This is a genomic window from Defluviicoccus vanus (assembly GCF_014672695.1).
Lineage (GTDB): Bacteria > Pseudomonadota > Alphaproteobacteria > Rhodospirillales > Defluviicoccaceae > Defluviicoccus > Defluviicoccus vanus.
The window spans coordinates 639,223-655,074 of the sequence record NZ_CP053923.1 but is presented as its reverse complement, the minus strand read 5'-3'; the positions used below and the strand labels follow the sequence as shown (position 1 = coordinate 655,074).

The following is a 15,852-nucleotide window of genomic DNA, read 5'->3' as shown; positions in this document are numbered from 1 at the left end:
GCGCGAGCGGAGCGCGGTTGCGATCTGCAGATCGTTCGGCCGCTGGGTCATTTCGAAGTGGGGCAGGCCGATCTCGATCGGTGCGGCCGAGACCTGCGAACGGGCCACCGCGCTCGTCCTTTGCCCACGCCCGCCACGCTGAGCGGCCGGTTGCGCCATCTCGGCGGTGAAGGCGCCGATGGTCGCCGACAGTGCGGACTGTAACTGCGTCGTGTCGCCGGCGATGTTGAGGGCGAGGTCATGGGTGCCCAGTTGCAGCTTGTTCAGCGTCGCCGACCAAGGCTGCTCCCGGCCACTGGCGGGAAGCGAGACCTCCGCCACGCCGGCAGTGACATTGGCGTTGCCGGTAAGCTGGGTCTTGCCGTTCTCGTCCTTGAAAACGACGNNTCGGCAAGCGTGGTGTCGATCGTCGGCGCCTGCAGCTTGAAGCCGCATTGAACCGTCTGCCGCCGGCGTTGCCAGGGCTAGTTTGGCCACCTTCAGCGTGCCACCGGTCGCGATCCTGGTGGCGGTGGTGCCCGAGGTGATGTCCAGGTCCTGCAGTTGCAGCTTGGCGCTGTCGCTGGTCAGGTTGAGCGGACCGCTGAGCGCCAGCTTGGCGATGTCGAGCGCTGGTGCGGCCTTGAACGCCAAGCCGCCGTCCGGGCTCAGCGACAGGGCGACGTCCGTTGACGGCAGGGAGCCGCGATCAAAGGTAACGTCCGTGCCGCCCGGAACCTGCAGCCGCCCGGAGGTGGCATCAAGGCCGATGGCGCCGGCGGACTCNAGGCGGCCATCCGCCTCGATGCGGGTGCGCAGTTGAAAGTTGCTCTTTGCCGCTGGCATGGCGATGGCGACGCTGCCGGGCATCGACACGTCGACGCCATCGACCGCTATCTCCCCACTGGAAGAGATACGCGTGCCACCCTTGAACAGCTGGGAAATTTCGCCGGCGCCCTGTAGCTGCATCCGCCCGGCGCTGCGTTCAAGGCCTAGGGAGCCGGTAAACTGTTCGACCTTTGCCAGTTCGATGTCGTTGATCTGATAGCGCAGACCCACCTGGACTTCTTCGGCGAAGGGGCGCGCCTCACCTTCGGCGCTGACCGGCATGCCGTTGAGTTGGCCGGCGAGGGAGAACGTGCCCGGTTCGTCGGGTTGCCAGGTGCGAAAACCGATCAGGCTCAGCTGCTCGATCGCGAGTTCCGCCTGCCGGTTTTGCGGGGTAACGAACAGCAGCTTTGAATTGTGCAGCTCAAAGGAATCGAGACCGGCGCCCCAGCTGCTCTTTGCCTTCTCCTTGGTCTTCGTCGCCTCTTCCTCGGATGCGAGGAGGCCGGTGAGCGGAACGCCGTTGAGTGCAAGTTCGCCTTTAGCGTTCTCAGTCAGTTTCAGGTTGAGGCCGTCGATGATCAGCGTCGTGACCAGCGCCCGTTTGCCAAGCAGACTGCGTAGCGAAAATCCAGCCCCAGCTTGGTGACCTGTCCCGGATCGGACTTGCCAAGACGGAAATTGGCCGGGCCAAAGGTGATGATGCCCTTCCACAGATTGATGTCGAGAGTTTGCTCGCCTTCCACGTCGATGCCGAGATCGTCCACGTAATAGTGGAGGATGAGACGGGCGAGGGGAGCTGGCGCGAAGGAGATGCCGGTGATGACGACAGCAACGACGACTGCGACCCACAACAGGACCCGCCACGCTCGCCGCCCCCTTTCGGTTTCGGGTGATCGTCACCGGTTGGCACAGCGGTGCTGCGACTATTTGCCGCCGGTCCAGTGGCCTGATTTGGTATCTCTGCCTGCATCATGCCTGCCAAATGGTTGGCGTCGAGATCGTGCCGAGGTTGGATAGCGCGGAGTGCTGTGCAACGGTAGCGCTAATCATCAACGGAAGGCAGCCCCCTCGTTCTCCATGGGCAGCCCTGGCATTGTTTCCGACCAAGCCGCGGGCGGCGGGCCAAGCGCCAGTTCCTTCAGGGTGACCTCGCCCAACGCTGCGGCCACGCCGTGCCTTATCCGCGCCTCGTAGGCGGACAGGGCGGGATCGCGCGGCGCGGTGCTCTCGGTGACGGCCTCGCGGCCGTAAACAGCCTCCCAGACGTCCACCACCGGCGTCGCGTCGAAGGGACGTGCCGGTGCCCAGACATGCGAGTCGTCGGCGGATTGCAGCAGAATGCCGGCCTTGTGCAGCCGCGCCAGCGTGGCTTCGACGACCTCCTGCGGCAGTCCGGTTTCCCTTCGCAAGGTCTCGGCCGTGGCGGACCCCGCTCCGTAATGTTTGCGCCCCAGAACCTGCAGAATACTTAGTGCAGCATGCTCGCGCGACCATGGATCATCACCAGCGCCGCTCGCACTATAGCAAAGAGACTGAGGATGCTGGACGTAAAAGGCAACGGCACAGCCGATCAGCAGCACCAGCCAATTCACGTTGACCCAGATCAGCAGCAGGATCAGTGACGCAAACGCCGAATAGATCGCCGTATAGCTGGAGGAACTGGCAACGAAGGTAGCAAAGGCCCAGCCTGCCAGCGTCCAGACGAAACTGGCGGCGAGACCGCCACCCAGCGCGGAGAGAAAGCGAACCTTCGCGTTCGGCACGATCCAGTAGAAAATAGTGAACGCGGCCATAATGATTACGTAGGGAAACGCGGCGGCGGCAAAGGCGATCAATCGCCCGAGCGGCTCGATGGTGATCAGATCCTGGGTGAAGGCCGAACTCATCAGCGATGCGCTCATGCCGAAGGCGGAAAAGAGCAGGATCGGACCAGCGATGATGATCGAGAGGAACTTGGTGATCGAGCGTCCGAGCGGCTGGCTCGTCCCCACATGCCAGATTTCGTTGAAGGCCTGCTCGACTTTGCGGCCCACGGAAATGGAGGTGTAAAGCAGCACGGCCAGTCCGGTCGCGCCCAGAACACCCACATGCATGTTATCGACGAAGGAGACGACGCGCCCGGTGATGGCGGCTGCGTCGGGCCCGAGCGGCGCCAGCAATTCCTTCAGCAGCGGCGCCAGTTGGTTATGCGCGCCGAAGCCTTTGAGAATGGCAAACGCCAGCGCCATCAAGGGAACAACCGAAAGCAGTGTCGTATAGACGAGGCTTGACGCATGCAGCGTCATTGGTCCCTGGCTGACGTCGCGCGCGATCGCCAGGGCGATCGCCAAGCTTTTGGCGGCGATTCGCCGCCAGAGGGAGGCGGGCTGAAACAGATTGCGCTCAGCCCATCGACCAGGTGACGAGGCGAAGAAGGGATCGTCGGTCATCCAGCGTTCCTAGCAAGTGACGCGAAGAACGTAGGGCGTTCAGCGGCTCAAGAGAACCGCAGCCATGATGATCCCGATGACGATGCGGTAATAGGCGAAGGGTGTGAAGCCATTGCGCGACACAAAGCGGATCAGTGTGCGGACGACAACGAGCGCGGCGACGAAGGCACAGACAAAGCCGGTGGCGATGAGGGCTGCGTCGTCCATGCTCAGGTAAGCCCAGTTTTTGTAGAGGTCATAAACGGTGGCCGCCAGCATCGTCGGAATGGCGAGAAAGAAGGAGAACTCGGTTGCGGCTTCGCGGCCAATCCCCAGGAGCAAGCCGCCCATGATGGTAGCGCCCGAGCGCGAAACACCGGGGATCATCGCCACGCACTGGCAGAGACCGACGCGCAGCGCCAGCCCGGGCGTCATCGCATCCACGTGCCTGACCTGCGGCTGCGGCCGGATACGCTCGATGACCAGAATGGCGATGCCACCCAGAACCAACATGATGGAAACGATCCAGGGCGAAAACAGCACCGTCTTGATGAAATCGTGGGCGACGCCGCCGATGACCATCGCCGGCAGGAAGGCCACCAGAATATTGGTGGCAAAGCGCTGGGAGGCGTGGTCGTTGAACAGACCCAAGCCGACGTGCAGCAGGCGGCGCCAATACAGCACGCAGATCGCGAGGATCGCTCCCAACTGAATGGCAATTTCGAAGACCTTGCCCGGCGGCCCCTGGAAGCCCAGCAGGTCGTCCAGCAAGATCAGATGTCCGGTGGAGGATACCGGAATGAACTCGGTCAAACCTTCGACCAAGCCAAGAATGGCGGCGATGAAGAATGAAGGATGTTCCATCGGGGAGATTGCATCAAAGGTTAGAGGCCGCCCCGGCTGAGCGGCGCCACGATCTAGCGCGTTTGCGCCAGGATGTCCAATGAACACCGGGCGCAAACGTGGGCGATCGGCTTGCGGGATCGCGAAGCGGTTGCCTTGGTCGGATGCTGTACGCGGTTCTCGCTTGCTCGATCGTTGGGCTAATCGGGCAAAGAAACTGTTGCCTGACGGTACATAGCTTGTAATCTGCGCAGAACGGCCCACGTCCACGGTTGCCTGCCGTCTTTTTGTGCGATGAGGCGCCAAAAACTGCGAATTCGGGTTTACCGGATCGCTACATTGGACATTCCGCGGGGAAGCCGTAACCAAGTACCGAATGTGCGCTGCGCACGGTTCGGCCATCAAAACGCACGGACTCGGGCCCGGTGTGGTATCAGGGCTTGGGACGGTGAACGGCGATCAGAGACGAGGACGCGCCTCATGAGATCATATGCCTTGCCATCTGCGCAGGGGCTCTACGACCCGACGAACGAGCACGATGCCTGTGGTATCGGCTTTCTCGCCAACATCAAGAACCGCAAGAGCCACGAGCTGATCGAGCAGGCGCTCAGCATTCTCTGCAACCTGAAACATCGCGGTGCCGTGGGTGCCGATCCGCTTGCCGGTGACGGCGCAGGCATCCTGATGCAGATCCCGGATGCCTTCTATCGGCAGGAGTGTGACAAGGTGGGGTTCGCCCTGCCGGCGCCGGAGCACTATGCCGTCGGCATGATTTTTCTGCCGCGCAATGCGCAGACCCGGCAGAAGTGCATCGACGCTTTCTATCGAATCGTGCCGGAGGAAGGGCAGATCCTCCTCGGCTGGCGCGATGTCCCCACGGACAACTCGGTTCTCGGCTTCAGTGTCAAGCCGATCGAGCCGGTGATCCGCCAAGTGTTCATCAAGCGCGGTCCGCGTACGGCCACCACCGAAGCCTTTCAGCGCAAGCTCTTTGTTATTCGTAAGCAGGTGCATCACGCCATCTGGGGCGAGCAGTTGCCGGATGAGGAGCAGTTCTACATCTGTTCCTTGTCGCCGCGCACCATCGTCTACAAGGGCATGATCCTGTCGGAGAACCTGTCCACCTATTATCGCGACCTGCAGGATCCGAGCCTCGTGTCGGCGATCGCGCTGGTGCACCAGCGTTTTTCCACCAATACATTTCCCTCCTGGAAGCTGGCGCATCCGTTCCGCTACCTGTGTCACAACGGCGAAATCAATACCCTGCGCGGCAACATCAACTGGATGCTGGCCCGCCGGCACGCGATGAAGTCGGACCTGCTGGGCGATGACCTGCAGAAGCTGTGGCCGCTGATCGGCGATGGCGCGTCGGACTCCGCCACCTTTGATAATGCGCTCGAATTGCTGGTGGCCGGCGGCTATTCGCTGCCGCACGCAATGATGATGATGATTCCGGAGGCGTGGGACGACAACCCGCTGATGGACGAGGGACGCCGCGCCTTCTACGAATACCACGCAGCGTTGATGGAGCCATGGGACGGCCCGGCGGCGGTGGCGTTCACCGATGGCAAGCTGATCGGCGCCACCCTCGATCGCAATGGCCTGCGCCCGGCGCGCTACGTGCTCACCGACGATGATCTTTGTGTGATGTCGTCGGAGTCAGGGGTGCTGAATATTCCCGATGAGAAGATCGTCAAGAAGTGGCGGTTGCAGCCGGGCAAGATGTTCCTCATCGACCTTGAGCAGGGCCGGATCATCGACGACGCCGAACTCAAGGAGCAGTTGGCGGCGGAGCGCCCCTACCGGCAGTGGCTCGACGCGACGCAGATCCGGGTGGAGCAGTTGCCGCCGGAAGTGGGGCCGATGCCGCCCGATCCGCAGACGTTGCTCGATCGGCAGCAAGCCTTCGGCTACACCCAGGAGGACATTCGCTTCTTCCTGCAGCCGATGGGGCTGACCGGTGAGGATCCCATCGGCTCGATGGGGCGCGACATCCCGCTGGCGGTACTCTCCGATCGGCCGAAGATGCTTTACGACTACTTCAAGCAGTGCTTCGCCCAGGTTACCAACCCGCCGATCGACCCGATCCGCGAAGAACTCGTCATGTCGCTGGTATCGTTGATCGGTCCCCGCCCGAACCTGCTCGCCCCCGAGGGCGCGGCGGGGCACAAGCGCCTCGAGGTGCGGACGCCGACTCTCAGCAACGTCGATCTCGAACGCATTCGCCGGATCGAGAACCATGTCGACCGGGCATTTCGCACCTATACCCTCGATACCACCTATCCCGCCGAGCAAGGCGCGGCCGGCATGGAGGAAGCGCTCGACCGCATCTTTGCCGCAGCAACCGAGGCCGTCGACGATGGCTACAACATCATCATCCTATCCGATCGGGCGATCGGTGCCGACCGGATCGCCATCCCGGCGTTGCTGGCGACGGCAGGGGTGCACCATCACCTGATCCGCGAAGGTATGCGAACTCTTGTCGGCCTCGTCGTCGAGACCGGCGAGGCACGCCAGGTGCACGACTTTTGCCTGCTTGCCGGCTACGGTGCCGAAGCGATCAACCCCTATCTCGCGCTCGACACCCTCTCCAATCTGCGCGGCGAACTGCAGCAGGATGTGAGCGAGGCCGATCTCCACAAGCGCTACCTGAAGGCCGTCTCCAAGGGCATCCTCAAGGTGATGTCGAAGATGGGCATCTCCACCTACCAGTCTTATTGTGGGGCGCAGATGTTCGACGCGATCGGTCTGTCGCGCGCCTTCATCGCCGAGTACTTCAGCGGCACCAAGACACCGATCGAGGGCGTCGGGCTTGACGAGATCGCCGAGGAGACGACGCGCCGGCACAGCCTTGCCTTCGGCAGCTCACCCGTCTTGCGCAATGCGCTTGAAGTGGGCGGGGAGATTCAATATCGCCTGCGTGGCGAGGAGCATGCCTGGACACCGGAAACCATTGCCCTGTTGCAGCACGCGACACGGTCGGGCGACTACAAGAAGTTCCAGGCGTTCACCCGTAAGCTCAATGACCAAGCCCGCAAGTTGCGCAACTTGCGCGGTCTGTTTGATCTGAAGCTCGCCGATCAGCCGATCCCGATCGACGAAGTTGAGCCGGTCAGCGCCATCCTCAAGCGGTTCGCCACCGGCGCCATGTCCTTTGGCTCCATCTCCTGGGAAGCGCACACGACACTGGCAATCGCCATGAACCGCATCGGTGGCAAGTCGAACACCGGCGAGGGTGGCGAGGAGCGGTCGCGCTTCAAGCCGCTGCCGAACGGCGACTCCATGCGCTCGGCGATCAAGCAGGTGGCGTCGGGTCGCTTCGGCGTCACCGCGGAATACCTGGTCAACGCCGATGACCTGCAGATCAAGNGGGCGCAGGGTGCGAAGCCAGGCGAGGGTGGTCAGCTGCCCGGACACAAGGTGGATGAATGGATCGCCAAGGTGCGCCACTCGACGCCGGGCGTCGGCCTGATCTCGCCGCCGCCGCACCATGACATCTATTCGATCGAGGATCTGGCGCAGCTCATCTACGACCTGAAGAACATCAATCCGGAGGCGCGGGTCAGCGTCAAGCTGGTCTCGGAAGTTGGCGTCGGCACGATTGCCGCCGGCGTTTCCAAGGCGCACGCCGACCACGTGACCATCTCCGGTTTCGAAGGCGGCACCGGGGCGAGCCCGATCACCTCGATCCAGCACGCCGGGTTGCCGTGGGAAGTCGGCCTCGCCGAAACGCACCAGACACTGGTCCTCAACGACCTGCGCGGCCGCATCGCCGTCCAGGTGGACGGTGGGCTGCGGACCGGCCGGGATGTGGTCGTCGGGGCGCTGCTTGGCGCCGACGAATTCGGCTTCTCCACCGCGGCGCTGATCTCCACCGGCTGCATCATGATGCGTAAGTGCCACCTCAACACCTGTCCGGTGGGCGTGGCGACGCAGGATCCGGAGCTACGCAAGCGGTATACCGGCCAGCCGGAGCAGGTCATCAACTTCATGACCTTTATCGCCCAGGAAGTGCGCGAACTGATGGCGCAGCTCGGTTTCCGTACGATGACCGAGATGATTGGCCGGACTGATCGGCTGGAGACGCACGCGGCGATCGAGCACTGGAAGGCGAGCGGCCTCGACTTTAGCCGCATTTTCTTCCGCCCGCCGTTAGGTCCCGAGATTGCCCGCTACAACTGCCAGAAGCAGGATCACGGCCTGGAGACCATCCTCGATCACCAGCTGATCGCCGAAGCCAAGGAAGCGCTTGAGGACCGTAAGCCGGTGCGGATCGAAGTGCCGGTCAAAAACACCAGCCGCATCGTCGGCGCCATGCTGTCCGGCCGGTTGGCGCGGCTGCACGGCCACGAGGGGTTGCCCGACGATACCATCTGGATCAAATGCAACGGCACAGCCGGCCAAAGCTTCGGTGGCTTCCTCGCCCGCGGCATCACCCTTGAACTGGAGGGCGACGCCAACGACTACGTCGGCAAGGGGCTTTCCGGCGGCAAAGTGATCGTCTACCCGTCCCGGGAGGCCAAGTTCGATCCGCACGAAAATATCATCGTCGGCAACACCGTCCTCTATGGGGCGGTCGCCGGTTCCGCCTATTTCCGCGGTGTCGCTGGTGAACGGTTCGCGGTGCGCAATTCCGGCGCGATCGCTGTCGTCGAGGGTGTCGGTGATCATGGCTGCGAGTACATGACCGGTGGCTGCGTCGTCGTCATCGGCTCGACCGGCCGCAATTTCGCTGCCGGCATGTCGGGCGGCATTGCATACGTTTTGGATGAGGACGGCACATTTGCCAAACGCTGCAACTTGGCGATGGTCGAGTTGCAGCCGCTGGCCGACGAAGACGACAAACTGGAAGAGATCTACGGTCAGGGCGGTGACCTGCAGGCGCACGGCACCGTCGAAATCATGCGCGATATGACCCGCTACGATGCGCAGCGGCTGCATGCGCTGATCGAAGATCACCGTCGCTATACCGGCAGCCGGCGGGCCACCCTGATCCTCGAGAATTGGACCGAGTACCTGCCGAAGTTCGTTAAAATTATGCCTGTCGACTACCGTCGCGCCCTGGAACAGATGCAGGCGACGTGGCGGGCGACCGAACGCAAGGGCATCAGCATCGCTGTGGGATATTAAGACGATGGGAAAGCCCACCGGATTCAAGGAGATCACCCGGCGTGACCGCGCGTACGAGCCGGTCAACGAGCGCATCAAGCACTGGCAGGAGTTCGTCCTGCCGCTGCCGGAGGCGGATCTCAGCCGACAGGGGGCCCGCTGCATGGATTGCGGCATTCCCTTCTGCCACAACGGCTGTCCGGTCAACAACATCATCCCTGACTGGAACGATCTCGTCTTTCACGGCCAGTGGCGAGACGCGTTGGCGGTGCTGCACTCCACCAATAACTTTCCGGAGTTCACCGGACGGGTCTGCCCCGCCCCGTGCGAGGCGGCGTGCACGCTGAACATCGAAGACACCCCCGTTACCATCAAGTCGATTGAGTGTTCGATCATCGACCATGCATGGGAGCAGGGATGGGTGCGGCCGGAGATTCCGGCGCACCGCACCGGCAAGCGGGTTGCCGTGGTCGGCTCCGGCCCGGCCGGCCTCGCCTGTGCCCAGCAGCTTGCCCGCGCCGGTCACACCGTCGTCGTCTATGAGAAGCGCGACCGCATTGGGGGCTGCTTCGTTATGGCATTCCCGACTTCAAGATGGGCAAGCATCTGATTGATCGGCGGATGGCGCAAATGCAGGCGGAAGGGGTTGAGTTCCGTCCCAACAGTCACGTCGGCGTCAGCATCCCGGTGGAGCAGTTGGTCCGCGAGTACGACGCACTGGTGCTTGCCGGCGGTGCCGAGCATCCACGTGACCTGCCGGTGGCCGGTCGCGAGCTTGATGGCATCTATTTCGCCATGGATTTCCTTACCCAGCAGAACACGCGCGTCGCCGGCGGCGTAGTTCCGGACGAGATCGCGATTCTCGCCGGCGGCCGCAAGGTGGTGGTGATCGGCGGCGGCGATACCGGCTCCGACTGTGTCGGCACGTCGATCCGCCAGGGTGCGGCATCGGTAACCCAGCTGGAGATTTTGCCACGTCCGCCGGAGAAGGAGGACAAGGCGATGAGCTGGCCGCTTTGGCCGCTGAAGCTGCGGACGTCCTCCTCGCACGAAGAGGGCTGCAATCGCGACTGGTCGGTGTCCGCCAAGCGGGCGATCGGCCGCGACGGCCGGGTCGTAGCTCTGGAACTGGTGCGGGTCGACTGGCAGAAGGACGACAAGGGCGGTTTCCGCATGGTGGAGGTGGAAGGCAGCGCCTTCCAGTTGGAAGCAGATATGGTGTTGCTCGCTATGGGCTTCGTCCATCCGGTGCACGATGCGCTGATCAGCGGCCTGAAAGTGGACCTCGACCAACGCGGCAACGTCAAAGCCGACCCCGACGCCGATGAGGGCGCCTATCAGACCAGCCGGAGCACGGTGTTCAGCTGCGGCGACATGCGCCGGGGGCAGTCGCTGGTGGTCTGGGCGATCCGCGAAGGCCGCCAGTGCGCCCGCTCCGTCGACGAGTTCCTCATGGGCTACTCGGAGCTGCCACGGTAGAGGCGGTGCCGACTGTTGCAATCATCTTCGGTATGGCGATTCTCTTCTACTATGACGATCACGAGCCACCGCATTTTCACGTGCGGGCGAGTGGTTTTCGTGCCAAGTTCGACCTGGAAGAGCTTGTCGTCGCAGAGATTGAGGGACAAATGCGTCCGCAAGACTTTGCCCGACTTCGTGAGTGGACGATCCGGCATCACGCGGAGCTGTATGCTAATTGGCACAGAGCTCGACGTAAGGAGCCGTTGCTCAGGATCGAGGATCAAAGATGCTGCACAAGGTTAAGGCGGTGCGTGGGCGGCCTGACTTCAAAATCGAAGTGCTGTTTGAACAGAATGAGTGCGCGCTTATAGATCTGTCTGATTTCGTAGCTACGGGCGAGGTCACTGCTCCGCTCAGAGCCGACCCTGATGTCTTCGTTTCGGCCCTGCGGGTCGTTGACGACGGCGAAGCTATAGGCTGGCCGGGTGACGTGGAGATTGATGCGGACGCCCTGTGGTACAACGCGCACCCGGAAGATTGGGAGCGCGATTACGGGGCGTTGCGGTTGCAAGGCCACGCTACCTAAAGCTTTGTGCGGACTTTCCGCCGACGATTCCTGTAGCCGAGGTAGCGTGGTAAGTGTCAATATCCAAATCTGATTGTAAGCTAAATCTTTATCTACATGAAGCAATTGCCGTAGTTTTGGTTGGAAGAGCTGACGGACTGGCAGCAGAGGAAATTGCTCAGTTGATAGCCGAGCACGACTTGTATCGCCGCCCCAAAGATGGCCAGCGCCCGCCTGCAAACCAAGTGTCAGCGCGGATCGATGACCATCCGGAGCTTTTTGAAATTGATCGCTCTGGTACACCGCAGCGGGCCAAACTAAAGCTAGGCATCTTTGGAGGTAGCGTTCGATGATCGTTTTTGACCTTCGCTGCACCCAGGGGCACACCTTCGAGGAGTGGTTCAGGAGTTCCACCGAATTTGAAGAGCGGACAGCGGCACACGACCTGACATGCCCGAGCTGCGGCGATACCCACATCGAAAAGGCGCTGATGGCGCCGCGGGTCAATGGCGGGTCGGCTGCCGCCGTGCCGGCGACACCGTGCGGCATGCCCGCCTGTGGCACCGGCGGCTGCGCGATGATGGGGTCTTGATCCGCTGCGGCGGCGCGGTGCGGCCGACGCAACCGTTCCCGTCGACGTGCGATCCGGTGCGACGATGAGCAACGCCTTTCTGCTTCTGGCGGCGATCAACGGCTTGCTGTCGGTTGCCGCCGGCGCCTACGGCAGGCATGGACCCTTCGACGCCTACGCACGCGAGATGTTCGCGATCGCCTCGCAGTACCAGATTACCCACGCCCTGGCACTGCTAGCTGTGGCGTGGCTGGCGTCCGTGGCTGCGCGCGATCGACGGCTGGTGGCGATCGCCGGTGCCGCGTTCATCATTGGCATCGTGCTCTTTTCCGGCTCGCTCTATTGGTTTGCGATCATCGGTGCGGTGCCCTTTGCCGGCTCGGCGCCCGCCGGCGGCATGCTGCTGATGCTGGGCTGGCTGCTGCTGATCGTCTTTGCCGTGCGCAACTGGCGACGGTCGTGAACGCCGTAGCACTGCGAATCGCCGTTCCTGCGCCAACTGCACTGGACGCTCCGCCGGCATGAAAGACGTCGCTGATTGAAGGCGGCTAGCCGCTGGCCTTGCCCACGCCTGCGTCGATCTGCACTCTCATCGCCATGGGCCTCGCTTGTCTTTCGTCTGATCGTCAGTGCGGGCGTCGGCTAGGTGGCGCCTGGTGGGTGGTGGCCGGGTTCGGCCTGTTGGCGGCACTGTCGCTGGCGGCCTGTGCGTCGTCCGAGCAGCCGGCCACCAGCGCAGCACCGTCGGCGCTGCCATCGACTCAGCGGTGGCTATGGCATTGAGTGCGTGCCATTCGCGCGGGCACTCTCCGGGGTACGGTTGAGCGGCAACGCTGCCGACTGGTGGTGGAAAGCGGACGGCTTCTACGCTCGCAGCAGCACGCCGGAGGTGGGCGCGGTGCTTGTCTTCGATCGTTCCNCCCGCTTGGCACGCGGTCACTTGGCGGTGGTTTCCGCCCAGGTGGGCGAACGTGAGATCCGGGTGACGCATGCCAACTGGATGCGTGACACCATCGCCGCCGATCAGCCGGTGATCGATGTTTCGGCGGCCAACGACTGGACCCTGGTGCGCGTCTGGTGGCCGCCGACGGGACAGCTGGGGGTGAGCGCCTATCCCACAGAAGGCTTTATCCTGCCCGACCAGCCGATCTCACCCGACCAACTGACGGCGGCGGTTCCGCGCGCTATCGAGCTGGCGCAACAGGGGCGCTGAGTACAGTCGACAACCCTCGCCGCCGTCGATAAGGGCGGCGGCCACGACTGGCGGCTTGGCAGTGATCCTGCTACAAGAGCGCTCCTCTGGTGCCGACGACTGTGATCATGCGAACTGCCACTGTTGACCGCAAGACTGCCGAAACGACGATCCACGCCGCCCTCGATCTCGATGGCAGCGGCCGCTACGACGTAGCGAGCGGGATCGGCTTCCTCGATCACATGCTGGCGCAACTCGCCCGCCACAGCCTCATCGACTTGACCCTGACGGTGGACGGCGACCTGCACATCGATGGCCATCATTCCACCGAAGACTCGGCGATTGTCCTCGGTCAGGCGGTAAGCCAGGCGCTTGGTGACCGGCGCGGCATCCGCCGCTTCGGTGAGGCGCTGTCGGCGATGGACGGAACGCTCACCCGCGTCGTCATCGATGTCTCTGGGCGGCCGTTCCTGGNNCTCTGGAAGGTGGCGTTTACCCAGCCGCAGCTGGGTCAGCTCGACACTGAGCTGGTGGGGCACTGGTTCCATGCCTTCGCCCTCAACGCCGGGTTGACGCTGCACGTGGAGACGCTGTACGCCGACAACAACCATCACGTCTGTGAGTCCTGCTTCAAGGGGCTTGCTCGAGCGTTGCGTCAGGCGGCGGAGATCGATCCACGCCGCGCCGATGCGGTCCCTTCCACCAAGGGTGTGCTCGGGGGATCGCTGTGAGCGACGCAGATCGGCGGCCGGAGCGCCGCTTTGTTTGGCGCTACCCTCTTCGGCAAACGTGAGCCCAGCCATGCGTGTTTATACCGTTCACGTCCGCACGCCGACGCAACGCCTCGATCGCGACGTCATCCTGGTGCGCGAGGGCTTCAGCTGGCTGGCGTTTTTTTCTCCGGGCTTTGGGCATTGGGCTCGGGGTTGTGGTTGGTCGCCCTGGGCTTGATCGCGGTTGAACTGCTGTGGGGCAGTCTGGCGATGGAAGTTGGGCTGGATCCGATCACACAGGGGGCGATCTCCTTCGGACTCTCCATCGTGATCGGCTGGCTTGCCAACGACCTGCGCCGCTGGACACTGTTCCGGCGCGGTTACGCCGAGGTGGGTGTGGTAGCCGCCCGGAGCAATGACGAAGCGATGCAGCGATTCTTCGATCAGCACGCCTTGCTAACGGCAGGACTGGTGCGATGATCGTCGCCATCATCGATTATGGCTCGGGCAACCTGCGCTCGGCGGCAAAGGCCTTCGAGCGTGCCGTCGCCGAAGCGGATGTCGATGCGCGGATACGAGTGACCGCCGATGCGGATGAGGTTGCCGCCGCCGATAGGATCGTTCTGCCGGGTGTGGGCGCCTTCGCCGACTGCCGGCGCGGACTGCTCGGCCTCCCCGGCATGAGCGACGCCTTGGCCAGCGCCGTGCTGGAGAAGGGGCGGCCATTCCTCGGCATCTGCGTAGGCATGCAGTTGATGGCGACGGTGGGTCGCGAGCATGGCGATCATCCGGGGCTCGGCTGGATCGAAGGCGAGGTGGCGCTGCTGCCGGCAGCGGGCGAGGGGCTGAAAATTCCGCACATGGGCTGGAACGATCTGCGGATCGCGGCGCCGGCGCATCCGGTCCTGGCCGGGCTCGCCTCCGGTGCGCATGCCTATTTTGTCCACTCCTATGCCTTTGTTCCTGCCGATCCGCGCCGGGTGCTGGCGACGGTCGACTATGGCGCCCCCGTCAGTGCGGTAATCGGCCGCGACAATCTCGTCGGCACCCAGTTTCACCCGGAGAAGAGTCAGGCGACGGGACTGCGGCTGATCACCAACTTTCTCGGCTGGCGGCCATGATCTTCTTTCCCGCGATCGATCTGAAAGGCGGCCGCTGCGTGCGGCTGCAGCAAGGCGAGATGGCGACCGCCATCGTCTTCAACGATTCCCCGGCCAACCAGGCGCGCGTCTTCGCCGCCGCCGGCGCGTCATGGCTACATGTGGTCGATCTGGATGGCGCCTTTGCCGGCAAACCGGTCAACGGGGCAGCGGTGGATGCGATCCTTGCCGCGGTGACGATGCCGGTTCAACTCGGTGGCGGCATCCGCACTCTGGATCGCATCGCCCACTGGATCGAGCGGGGCATCGCCCGGGTCATTCTCGGAACCGTTGCTGTTCGTGAACCGGCGCTGGTGATCGAGGCCTGCCGGCGCTACCCCGGCCGGATCGCCGTCGGTCTTGATGCCCGCGACGGTCGCGTTGCCCTGCAGGGATGGAGTGAGCAGACCGAGACCTCGGTGATCGATGCCGCCCGTCGCTTCGAAGGCGCCGGGGTCAGCGCTATCATCTACACCGATATCGGTCGCGACGGCGTGCTGAGCGGCGCCGACGTGGACGGGACGGTGACACTCGCACGAGCCATCGGCATTCCGGTGATTGCATCGGGTGGCGTGTCGTCGCTGGCCGATCTCCAGGCACTGAAGGCGGCCGGCGACGGCATCATCGCCGGCGTCATTTCCGGTCGCGCCCTCTACGACGGTCGTATCGACGCCAGCGCGGCGATCCACCTCGTGGAAAAGAGCTGATAGACCGGCTTCGCTGACCACGGGCGTATTTCGCTCGGCTCACCAACCGTTGGCCAAGCGACGATCTGGCCTTGCATCCACAGATTGACGCGAAGACAGGCGCGCATCGCCTCAGCCGCGCGGCGATTTGCTGCGCCACTTTGGGGGCTTGTAAGATCTGAAATAAAGTACACCAAAAGGGGGACGCCTATGCTAACGTGGGTGGCATTCTTTTGGCGATAATAAGGTAATGTGGATAAAATAAGTCATAATTTGCAGATTCCGGGGCTTCTGTGCAAGTTGGAGTAGAACGACCGTCGGCAGTGAGGTTGCATCGTCAGGCGTCGTGCGCAGA

General features: G+C 63.2%; 16 protein-coding genes. 13 read left to right on the top strand and 3 right to left on the bottom strand.

The genetic code is table 11. The annotated features are described in order from the left end of the window. Window positions 1-1,388: 1,388 nt before the first annotated feature. From HQ394_RS19455 to HQ394_RS02940, 3 genes are all read right to left on the bottom strand, one after another. The gene (locus tag HQ394_RS19455; RefSeq protein ID WP_223291809.1) at window positions 1,389-1,661 is read right to left on the bottom strand and encodes a hypothetical protein; all 273 of its coding nucleotides are present in this window, start codon (window positions 1,659-1,661) and stop codon (window positions 1,389-1,391) included. 198 nt (window positions 1,662-1,859) lie between these two features. Beyond that, the gene (locus HQ394_RS02945) at window positions 1,860-3,239 is read right to left on the bottom strand and encodes a YhjD/YihY/BrkB family envelope integrity protein (protein WP_190261956.1); all 1,380 of its coding nucleotides are present in this window, start codon (window positions 3,237-3,239) and stop codon (window positions 1,860-1,862) included. A 39-nt stretch (window positions 3,240-3,278) separates the two neighbouring features. Continuing rightward, window positions 3,279-4,082 carry an undecaprenyl-diphosphate phosphatase gene (locus tag HQ394_RS02940; RefSeq protein WP_190263088.1) on the bottom strand — a complete coding sequence of 268 codons (804 nt, stop codon included), beginning with the start codon at window positions 4,080-4,082 and terminating at the stop codon, window positions 3,279-3,281. 273 nt (window positions 4,083-4,355) lie between these two features. On the opposite strand from HQ394_RS02940, the gene gltB reads away from it, so the two are divergent. The 13 genes from gltB (at window position 4,356) to hisA (ending at window position 15,518) form a co-directional block, all read left to right on the top strand. After that, window positions 4,356-9,191, top strand: coding sequence for a glutamate synthase large subunit (gene gltB, locus HQ394_RS02935; protein WP_456151478.1), 4,836 nt, complete (start codon window positions 4,356-4,358; stop codon window positions 9,189-9,191). A gap of 4 nt (window positions 9,192-9,195) precedes the next feature. Beyond that, the gene (locus HQ394_RS20635) at window positions 9,196-9,780 is read left to right on the top strand and encodes an FAD-dependent oxidoreductase (RefSeq protein ID WP_190261954.1); all 585 of its coding nucleotides are present in this window, start codon (window positions 9,196-9,198) and stop codon (window positions 9,778-9,780) included. Further along, window positions 9,765-10,649, top strand: coding sequence for a glutamate synthase subunit beta (locus tag HQ394_RS02925; RefSeq protein ID WP_190261953.1), 885 nt, complete (start codon window positions 9,765-9,767; stop codon window positions 10,647-10,649). Before HQ394_RS20635 ends, HQ394_RS02925 begins: the two co-directional genes overlap by 16 nt. A 32-nt stretch (window positions 10,650-10,681) precedes the next feature. After that, entirely contained in the window at window positions 10,682-11,002 is a 321-nt protein-coding gene (locus tag HQ394_RS21005) for a DUF4160 domain-containing protein (protein ID WP_190261952.1), read from the top strand. Further along, a complete protein-coding gene (locus HQ394_RS02915) occupies window positions 10,918-11,217 on the top strand; it encodes a DUF2442 domain-containing protein (RefSeq protein ID WP_223291807.1) in 300 nt (99 codons plus the stop codon). Before HQ394_RS21005 ends, HQ394_RS02915 begins: the two co-directional genes overlap by 85 nt. 328 nt (window positions 11,218-11,545) lie before the next feature. Then, window positions 11,546-11,788, top strand: coding sequence for a DUF1178 family protein (locus HQ394_RS02910; RefSeq protein ID WP_190261950.1), 243 nt, complete (start codon window positions 11,546-11,548; stop codon window positions 11,786-11,788). 64 nt (window positions 11,789-11,852) lie between these two features. After that, a complete protein-coding gene (locus HQ394_RS02905) occupies window positions 11,853-12,230 on the top strand; it encodes a DUF423 domain-containing protein (protein WP_190261949.1) in 378 nt (125 codons plus the stop codon). Window positions 12,231-12,413: 183 nt separating this feature from the next. Beyond that, window positions 12,414-12,980, top strand: coding sequence for a CHAP domain-containing protein (locus tag HQ394_RS02900; protein WP_317628984.1), 567 nt, complete (start codon window positions 12,414-12,416; stop codon window positions 12,978-12,980). Between the two features lie 107 nt (window positions 12,981-13,087). Then, window positions 13,088-13,690 carry an imidazoleglycerol-phosphate dehydratase HisB gene (hisB, locus tag HQ394_RS02895; protein WP_190261947.1) on the top strand — a complete coding sequence of 201 codons (603 nt, stop codon included), beginning with the start codon at window positions 13,088-13,090 and terminating at the stop codon, window positions 13,688-13,690. 70 nt (window positions 13,691-13,760) lie between these two features. Next, entirely contained in the window at window positions 13,761-13,910 is a 150-nt protein-coding gene (locus HQ394_RS02890; RefSeq protein WP_190261946.1) for a hypothetical protein, read from the top strand. After that, complete coding sequence (locus tag HQ394_RS02885; protein WP_190261945.1) at window positions 13,874-14,152, top strand: DUF2628 domain-containing protein; 279 nt, start codon at window positions 13,874-13,876, stop codon at window positions 14,150-14,152. Before HQ394_RS02890 ends, HQ394_RS02885 begins: the two co-directional genes overlap by 37 nt. Beyond that, window positions 14,149-14,793, top strand: coding sequence for an imidazole glycerol phosphate synthase subunit HisH (gene hisH, locus HQ394_RS02880; protein WP_190261944.1), 645 nt, complete (start codon window positions 14,149-14,151; stop codon window positions 14,791-14,793). The genes HQ394_RS02885 and hisH overlap by 4 nt, the downstream gene beginning before the upstream one ends. Then, window positions 14,790-15,518: a 1-(5-phosphoribosyl)-5-[(5-phosphoribosylamino)methylideneamino]imidazole-4-carboxamide isomerase gene (gene hisA, locus HQ394_RS02875; RefSeq protein ID WP_190261943.1), complete on the top strand. Its 729-nt coding sequence runs from the start codon at window positions 14,790-14,792 to the stop codon at window positions 15,516-15,518. Before hisH ends, hisA begins: the two co-directional genes overlap by 4 nt. The last annotated feature ends 334 nt before the right edge of the window (window positions 15,519-15,852 follow it).